9 protein-coding genes are annotated in these 8244 nt (G+C 63.4%); 6 read left to right on the forward strand and 3 right to left on the reverse strand.

Features of this window, described 5'->3' with window-relative positions; all coding sequences use genetic code 11:
• Window positions 1–853: thymidine phosphorylase (locus tag EN884_RS16470; protein ID WP_128360631.1), on the forward strand; the 853-nt coding region annotated here is incomplete at its 5' end.
• 86 nt (window positions 854–939) lie between these two features.
• On the opposite strand, the gene EN884_RS16475 is transcribed toward EN884_RS16470, so the two are convergent.
• From EN884_RS16475 to EN884_RS16490, 3 genes are all read right to left on the reverse strand, one after another.
• Window positions 940–1503: a TIGR02281 family clan AA aspartic protease gene (locus EN884_RS16475; RefSeq protein WP_024502797.1), complete on the reverse strand. Its 564-nt coding sequence runs from the start codon at window positions 1501–1503 to the stop codon at window positions 940–942.
• A 224-nt stretch (window positions 1504–1727) separates the two neighbouring features.
• A complete protein-coding gene (gene upp, locus EN884_RS16485; RefSeq protein WP_013529626.1) occupies window positions 1728–2357 on the reverse strand; it encodes a uracil phosphoribosyltransferase in 630 nt (209 codons plus the stop codon).
• A 146-nt stretch (window positions 2358–2503) separates the two neighbouring features.
• Complete coding sequence (locus EN884_RS16490) at window positions 2504–3478, reverse strand: adenosine deaminase (protein ID WP_063168990.1); 975 nt, start codon at window positions 3476–3478, stop codon at window positions 2504–2506.
• 134 nt (window positions 3479–3612) lie between these two features.
• Between EN884_RS16490 and ubiE the strand changes: the two genes are divergently transcribed.
• The 5 genes from ubiE to coaBC all read left to right on the forward strand — a co-directional run bounded on the left by ubiE (window position 3613) and on the right by coaBC (window position 8027).
• On the forward strand, window positions 3613–4389 hold the full coding sequence (ubiE, locus tag EN884_RS16495) for a bifunctional demethylmenaquinone methyltransferase/2-methoxy-6-polyprenyl-1,4-benzoquinol methylase UbiE (RefSeq protein WP_063168991.1): 777 nt from the start codon (window positions 3613–3615) through the stop codon (window positions 4387–4389).
• A gap of 70 nt (window positions 4390–4459) precedes the next feature.
• Window positions 4460–6034, forward strand: a complete 1575-nt coding sequence (gene ubiB, locus EN884_RS16500; protein WP_063168992.1) for a 2-polyprenylphenol 6-hydroxylase — start codon at window positions 4460–4462, stop codon at window positions 6032–6034.
• Between the two features lie 81 nt (window positions 6035–6115).
• Window positions 6116–6373 carry a plasmid stability protein gene (locus EN884_RS16505; RefSeq protein ID WP_013529622.1) on the forward strand — a complete coding sequence of 86 codons (258 nt, stop codon included), beginning with the start codon at window positions 6116–6118 and terminating at the stop codon, window positions 6371–6373.
• Between the two features lie 2 nt (window positions 6374–6375).
• Window positions 6376–6798 carry a type II toxin-antitoxin system VapC family toxin gene (locus tag EN884_RS16510; protein WP_024502801.1) on the forward strand — a complete coding sequence of 141 codons (423 nt, stop codon included), beginning with the start codon at window positions 6376–6378 and terminating at the stop codon, window positions 6796–6798.
• On the forward strand, window positions 6795–8027 hold the full coding sequence (gene coaBC, locus EN884_RS16515) for a bifunctional phosphopantothenoylcysteine decarboxylase/phosphopantothenate--cysteine ligase CoaBC (RefSeq protein WP_128360632.1): 1233 nt from the start codon (window positions 6795–6797) through the stop codon (window positions 8025–8027). Before EN884_RS16510 ends, coaBC begins: the two co-directional genes overlap by 4 nt.
• Window positions 8028–8244: the final 217 nt, after the last annotated feature.

Genomic DNA, 8244 nt, shown 5'->3' on the forward strand with positions numbered 1-8244 from the left:
CCTCGCGCCCGCCGATCGACGACTCTATGCGATCCGCGACGTCTCCGGCACGGTCGAATCGGTGCCGCTGATCACCGCTTCGATCCTGTCGAAGAAGCTGGCGGCCGGGCTGCAATCGCTGGTGCTCGACGTCAAGGTCGGCAACGGCGCCTTCATGGAAAAATCGCGCGACGCCACCGCACTCGCCAACAGCCTGGTTGAGATCGCCAACGGCGCCGGACTGAAGGCCTCGGCGTTGATCACCGGCATGAACGAGCCGCTGGCGTCGGCCGCCGGCAACGCAGTCGAGGTGCGCAACGCCGTCGATTTCCTCACCGGCCGGTATCGTGACCGTCGGCTCGAAGATGTGACGCTGGCGCTGGCCGCCGAAATGCTGCAGTCGGCCGGGCTGGTGTCGTCCAACCAGGATGGCATGCGGCGCGCCACCGAGACGCTCGCCAGCGGCCGCGCCGCCGCCACTTTCGCACGCATGGTGGCCGCGCTTGGCGGCCCCGCCGATTTCATCGAGAAACCGGAAAAATATCTGCCTGCGGCGGCGATCGAACTTGCCGTCAAGGCGACCGCAAATGGCTTCGTCACCGGCATCGCCACCCGCGATATCGGGCTCGCAGTGGTCGGCCTGGGAGGTGGACGCACGCGGCCGGACGACCAGATCGACCCTGCGGTCGGCATCACCAGACTATTGCCGGTCGGTGCGGAGGTTGGGATCGGCGAGCCGCTGGCGCTGATCCATGCCCGCTCATCGGCCGATGCCGAGGCCGCCGCGGCAACCGTGCTTTCGGCCTATATGGTCGGTGCCTCGAAGCCGCCCGCCGACAAGTCGGTCATCCGGCGGATTCTGCCGCGCGGCTAGAGCAATTCCAGGAAAAGTGTGAAACGGTTCTCCCTGGGAAAAAGCGCATAGCGCTTTCCCTTGGGAATTTGGGAAAACGAATAGCCTTACTGGACGAGCAGCAGCGTGCCGTTCTCGACCTGGTATTTGTCGAGCCGGTTGAGGAAGCTCATGCCGATCAGATTGGTGCGCAGCGCCCTGTCGTCGAGCACGATGGTCTGGACGTCATTGACGGTGATGCTGCCGATCTGCAGGCGGTCGATCATGGCCACAGCCGCCTTGATGGTGCCGTTGGCGGTGTTGACCTCGCGGTTGAAGTCGGAAGCGTTCAGCGACAGGCCGATCCTGCGTGCCGTCGAAATGTTGATGGCGACCAATGTAGCGCCGGTGTCGATCATGCCGTCGACCTGACGTCCGTTGAGCTTGAAGGGTGACGAGAAATGCCCGCGTTCGTCTGCCGCGACGAGGACCTTGCGGCCCATCGGCAGCGGTGCCGCGGGCTTGTTGGGCACCGATGCCAGATTGACGTTCGGCTGGGCTTCGACCGCTTGTTTGCCCGGCACCGCCGACCTCAGCAGGTTTTCGACGAGTTGCGGATTCGACTGATACACAATCGGTATCGATGCCGATGTACCGGCGAAAACGGCGAGGATCAGAAGTTTGCGCAGCATGGATCGGCCTCGCCGCATGACCCCGAAAATCGGGAACGATTTTCGGAAAGGCTCATGCACAAAATCAAAGTGCTACAGCGTCCTTTGCGCGTCCGAAACGGACGCGCGGCGCTGTAGTGACAGCCGATCGTTAAGCCCGGATGGTGTTTGCCGCTTTAACGCGCGCCAAAACCGCGCCTTTTCGTAAATATTTGGTAAATCGTACCAGGCGACTTGGTCTGATATTACTTGGTCCCGTACATGCGGTCGCCGGCGTCGCCGAGGCCGGGCATGATGTAGCCCTTCTCGTTGAGCTGGCGGTCGATCGAAGCGGTGAAGACGGGAACGTCCGGATGCGCCTTGATGAAGCGCTCGATGCCTTCGGGCGCCGCCAGCAGGCAAAGGAAACGGATGTTGGTGGCGCCGCGCTCTTTCAGCTTGTCGATCGCCGCGATCGCCGAATTGGCGGTGGCCAGCATCGGATCGACGACGATCACCAGCCGGTCGGCGAGGTCGCTCGGCGCCTTGAAGAAATATTCGACCGCCTCCAGCGTTTCGTGATCGCGGTAGAGACCGACATGGGCGACGCGCGCCGCCGGCACCAGGTCGAGCAGGCCTTCCAGCAAGCCGTTGCCGGCGCGCAGCACCGAGGCAAAGACCAGTTTCTTGCCCTCGAGCGTCGGCGCTTCCATCGTTTCCATCGGCGTTTCGATGGTCGTCGTCGTCAGTTCGAGATTGCGGGTGACCTCGTAGCCGAGCAGCAGCGAGATTTCGCGCAGCAGCCGGCGGAAGCCCGCCGTCGAGGTTTCCTTCTTGCGCATGATGGTCAGCTTGTGCTGGACAAGCGGGTGGTCGACGACGGTGACGCCCTGCATGGTGTTCTCCTGATGCCTGCGCCCGAAAATGCGCGCATCGCCCTTTCGGACGCGCCGCGCTTCAAGCTGCCTGGGCGAACCCTAGCGGCAATGCGCCGGCCAAGGAACCGCTTGGCCCGCACCGACCACAGCTTTGTCGGCGGAAATCAGCGTGCCGCGCTGTTCAACCGGGCAAGAAGTGCCGTCTTTGTCTTTCTATCGACGAAAGCGGCCTCGATGGCCGTTCTGGTGACGGCGGTCAGCGCCTTGTCGTTCATCGAGAAATGCTCGGCAGCGATATCGTATTCACGCTTGAGCGAGGTCCAGAAATAGGGCGGATCGTCGGAATTGAGCGTCACCTTGCAGCCTGCCGCCTGCAGGGCCGGAAACGGATGATCGGCGAAACTGTCGAACACCTTGAGCGCGATGTTGGAACCGGGGCAGCATTCCAGCACGATACCCTCGTCGGCGATGCGCCGGACGAGGTCCGGGTTCTCGATGGCGCGCACGCCATGGCCGATGCGGGACGGGCGGATGTGATCCAGCGCCGCCTGGACGGTCTCCCAGCCCGTCAGTTCGCCGGCATGGATGGTGATGCCGAGCCCGGCTTCGCGAGCGATCTCGAAAGCCCTGACATAGTCCTCCATATCACCGATCCGCTCATCGCCGGCAACGCCGAAACCGGTGACCAGCGGATGCCCGCAGCGCGCCGCGAAGCGCGCCGCCTGCTCGATCGACTCGACGCCGACATGGCGCACGCCGGTGACGATCATGCGGCCCTCGATGCCGGTCTTGGCCTTGGCGCGGGCCATGCCTTCGCCGAGCGCGTCGGTATAGGCCTTGGGCGACAGGCCGGCTTTTTTAGCGTGGTCCGGCGAGGTGAACACCTCGGAATAGATGGCGCCGTCGCGGGCAAGGCTGGTCAGATAGTGGTCGGCCAGCCGCGCATAGTCCTCCTCGGTCCGGAACAGATCGGCGGAAAAATCATAAGCCGCCAGGAAGGAGGTGAAATCGTGCCAGACGAAGGAACCGTTCTGGATATAGGGCGAGGTGTCCTTGCCGTATTTCTGCGCCTGGCGGATGACGAGTTCGGGCGCCGCTGCCCCTTCGATGTGGCAGTGCAGTTCCGCTTTCAAAGGCATTCAATCATCCCGTCGGTCCGTCCAGGTCTCGAAAACCCGCCACCTGGAAGCGCGGCTGAACACCGCGCCTTAAACAATAGCGCCCGCACCATCGATCGGCTATGGTCCCGCCGGTTTTATGACGGATCAAAAAAATGTCAGTTGAGAGAACCACGGCCGCGGGCGGCATGGAAACCTCCTATGGTTTCAAGCGTGTAGGGGCTGGCGACAAGCAGTCCCTGGTCAACGATGTTTTCCACAAGGTCGCCAACCGCTACGACCTGATGAACGATCTGATGTCGGCCGGCCTGCACCGGCTGTGGAAGGACGCCATGGTCACCTGGCTCAATCCGCCTAAACGGGCGGGCTGGAAGGTGCTCGACGTTGCCGGAGGCACCGGCGACATTGCCTTTCGCATCGTCGATGCCAGCCACGGCAATGCCCATGCCACCGTGCTCGACATCAATGGCTCGATGCTGGCTGTCGGCCGCGACCGGGCCGAAAAGAAGGGCCTGTCCGGCAACACCGATTTCGTCGAGGCCAATGCCGAGGAACTGCCCTTCCCTGATGCCACATTCGATGCCTATACCATCGCTTTCGGCATCCGCAACGTACCGCGCATCGAGGTGGCCTTGGGCGAAGCGTTTCGCGTGCTGAAGCCCGGTGGGCGCTTCCTGTGCCTGGAATTTTCCGAGGTCGAGATGCCGCTGCTCGACAAGGCCTATGAAGCCTGGTCGTTCAACGCCATTCCAAAGATCGGCAAGATGGTCACCGGCGACGGCGAGCCCTATTCCTATCTGGTCGAATCGATCGCCAGGTTTCCCAACCAGCAGAATTTCGCGACGATGATTTCCCGCGCCGGCTTCCACCGCGTTTCCTTCCGCAACTATTCCGGCGGTATTGCAGCACTTCATTCGGGCTGGAAGCTTTGAGGCCGGACCGCATTTCTCACAATCGACGCGTGCTATGCCGGTTCAAAGAGCCGGCAGGGTTGGCGCTGCCATGAGCAATGTCAGTGCAGGATTCCGGCTCGTAAGGGCCGGCTGGGTGCTGGTCCGCGAGGGTGTCGTCGCCGCTCTGCCGGGTGAGGAACTGTCCGGCCTGCCGAAGTTCGGCTGGCGGATGGCACGGCTGTTCACGCGCCGCCGCGCGCTGGCCTATGAGCGCAGCGACCGGCTGGCCAAGGCGGTCGTCCGGCTCGGCCCCTCCTATGTAAAGCTCGGCCAGTTCCTGGCGACGCGGCCCGACGTCGTCGGCAACGACATGGCGCTCGATCTCGCCATGTTGCAGGACAAGATGCACACCTTTCCGAAGGCCGAAGCCATAGCGGCCATCGAAGCCTCGCTCGGGCGCAAAGTCGGCGATCTCTACGCTCAATTCGGCGATCCGGTCGCCGCCGCCTCCATCGCCCAGGTCCATGCCGCCGATGCCATGCATGACGGCGTTGCCACCAAGGTGGCGGTCAAGGTGATCCGGCCCGGCGTGCGCCGCCGCTTCTTCCAGGATCTTGAAAGCTATTTCCTTGCCGCTCGCCTGCAGGAGAAATACATCCCCTCGTCCCGCCGGCTGCGGCCGGTCGAGGTCACCCAGACGCTGGCTCAGACCACCAAGATCGAGATGGATCTTCGCCTCGAGGCGGCGGCCCTCTCGGAGCTCGGTGAAAGCACCAGGCACGACCCCGGCTTTCGCGTGCCGTCCGTCGACTGGGAGCGTACCGGCCGCGACGTGTTGACCATGGAGTGGGTCGACGGCGTCAAGATGAACGACATTGCCGGACTGGTCGCGGCGGGCCACGATCTGAAAACCATCGCCACAAACCTGATCCAGTCGTTCCTGCGCCACACGCTGCGCGACGGATTTTTCCACGCCGACATGCATCCGGGCAATTTGTTCGTCGAGGCGAACGGCACCATCGTTGCCGTCGATCTCGGCATTGCCGGCCGGCTCGGCAAGAAGGAGCGCCGCTTCCTCGCCGAAATCCTCTACGGCTTCATCACGCGCGACTATCTGCGCGTCGCTGAGGTCCATTTCGAGGCCGGCTATGTGCCGCGCCAGCACAATGTCGCGGCCTTCGCGCAGGCGATCCGGGCGATCGGCGAGCCGATCCATGGCCAGCCGGCCGAGACCATCTCGATGGCCAAGCTTCTGACGCTGCTGTTCGAGGTTACCGAGCTCTTCGACATGGCGACGCGGCCCGAACTGATCCTGCTGCAGAAGACCATGGTGGTGGTGGAGGGCGTGGCGCGCACGCTCGACCCGGCCTTCAACATGTGGAAGACTGCCGAGCCGGTGGTCGGCGACTGGATATCAGGCAATCTTGGGCCGCGTGGCATGATGATGGATGCGCGCGATGGCGCCAAGGCGCTGCTGACGCTGGCCCGCCAGGTGCCCGAGCTTGCGGCGCGCACTGACCGGCTGTCGCGCGAGATCGACCTGATGGCCGAGCACGGCCTGCGCTTCGACGAGACCACCGCCCACGCCATCGGCAAGGCCGAGGCGCGCTACAGCCGTTCCGGCCGCTGGGCACTCTGGGTGATTGCCGTGACGCTGGTCTATATCGCCTGGAAGATGATCTGAGTTCTCGGTGACAGCAGTGCCGGCATTGCTATCATTGAAAGCAACGCTTTCATGGACTAGGTTGAGGTAAGGAGCAAAAACATGAGCACACTTACCATCCGCAATCTCGACACCAACGTGAAGCAGAAACTGCGTGAGCGAGCTGCCGTGAGGGGAGTCTCAATGGAAGAGGAAGCGCGTAGCGTTCTTGCCAAGAGTGTTCTTTCGGACGGTGTGGACCAAGACCCTCGGGGAGAGTCACTCTATGCCGCGATTCGTAGGCTGGTTGAGCCCCATGGCGGTTTCGATGTCGAGTTGCCGGAGCGCGGCCCTACGCGCGAGCCACTGAAATTTGACTAACCATGTTCGTGCTGGATACGAATGTTATCTCGGAAACCTTCAAACCACGGCCGGATGCAGGGGTGGCTACCTGGATGGATAGCTCGCTCGCGACCCGCTCATATGTCACGGCGATGACCAAGGCAGAGCTGCTCGTTGGGCTTGCGAACATGCCGGACGGAACGCGTAAGGCTGCACTGGGTAGTGTCATCGGGGCCTTTTTCACCAAATGGCTCAAGACCCCAGTGCTCGCGTTCGGTGACCGCGAAGCCGAAGCATACGCGGAGATTGTTTCGAACAGACGATTTCTGGGACGTCCTATACGCGAATTTGACGCACAGATCGCCTCGGTTGCTCGCTCGCGGGGCTTTGCGGTGGTGACTAGAAACGTTGCTGACTTTTCCGATTGCGGTATCAGCATAGTCAATCCTTGGGAGGGTGCATGAGCCTCTCCGGCAAGCGCATCCTGCTCATCATCGGCGGCGGCATCGCCGCCTACAAAGCGCTGGATCTGATCCGCCGGCTGCGCGAGCGCGGGGCCGCGGTTCGGGTGGTCATGACATCGGCCGCGCAGGAATTCGTCACCACGCTGTCGGTCGGCGCGCTCTCCGCCAACCATGTTTTCACCGAGCTGTTCGACCGCAATGACGAACACGATGTCGGCCATATCAGGCTGTCGCGCGAGGCCGATCTGCTGGTGGTGGCGCCCGCCACCGCCGACCTGATGGCGAAGCTCGCAAACGGCCACGCCAACGATCTGGCCTCCACCGTGCTTGTCGCCACCGACAAGCCGGTGCTGATGGCGCCGGCCATGAACCCCAGAATGTGGGCGCATCCGGCCACCCGCCGCAACCGCGCGACGCTGCAGAAGGACGGCGTCACCTTCGTCGGTCCGGCCAGGGGCGAGATGGCCGAAAGCAATGAGGCGGGCGAAGGCCGCATGGCCGAGCCGCTGGAGATCGTTGCTGCGGTCGAGGCGCTGCTCGATGTCGGCCCCAGGCCGCTGTCGGCGCGCAAGATCATCGTCACCTCCGGCCCGACCCATGAGCCGATCGACCCGGTGCGCTACATCGCCAACCGCTCGTCCGGCAAGCAGGGCCATGCCATCGCGGCAGCACTGGCCAGGCTCGGCGCCGATGTGCGCCTCGTCTCCGGCCCTGTCGGCATCGCCGATCCCCCCGGAGTGAAGACCATTCACGTCGAGCGTGCGCAGGAGATGCGCGACGCGGTGGAACGGCTCTTGCCCGCAGATGCGGCGGTGTTCGTCGCCGCCGTGGCCGACTGGCGCACCGAGAACTCGGCCGGTGAGAAGATCAAGAAGGTCGCGGGCGAAGGGCCGCCGGTGCTGCGCATGGTCGAGAATCCCGACATTCTCGCCGGCGTCGGCCATCACAGCCAGCGACCCGGCCTGGTTATCGGCTTCGCCGCCGAGACACAGGATCTCCTGCGCAACGCCGAGGCCAAGCTCAAGAAGAAAGGCGCCGATCTCATCGTTGCCAACGACGTGTCGCAGGGAAGCGGCGTCGGCTCTTCGGGCGTGATGGGCGGCGATCGCAACCGGGTGCGGATCGTGTCAAAGGCCGGTGTCGAGGAATGGCCGGAGATGAGCAAGGACGAAGTGGCGGCTCGGCTTGCCGCCCTGATCGCCGAACGGCTTAAAACAATCGTCGTTTGACTGAAAAATGTTCTGCTGCAGTGACGCACCGCCCTGCCGCGAGACTGCGTTCAGGCGGCGCGCGCTTTAAGTCCTGCGGCTCACATCAATTGGTCAAAAGCTCCGCGGTTCGGGCAAGTGCGCCGGCGAAGCCGTTGAGCGGAATGGAAAAGCTCACCGCTTGTCCGGTGTCTGCCGCGAAAGCGTCGATCTTCAGCGTGGTGCCTGATTTCAGCAG

This window comes from Mesorhizobium sp. M7A.F.Ca.AU.001.01.1.1, from assembly GCF_004022735.1.
GTDB lineage: Bacteria > Pseudomonadota > Alphaproteobacteria > Rhizobiales > Rhizobiaceae > Mesorhizobium > Mesorhizobium ciceri.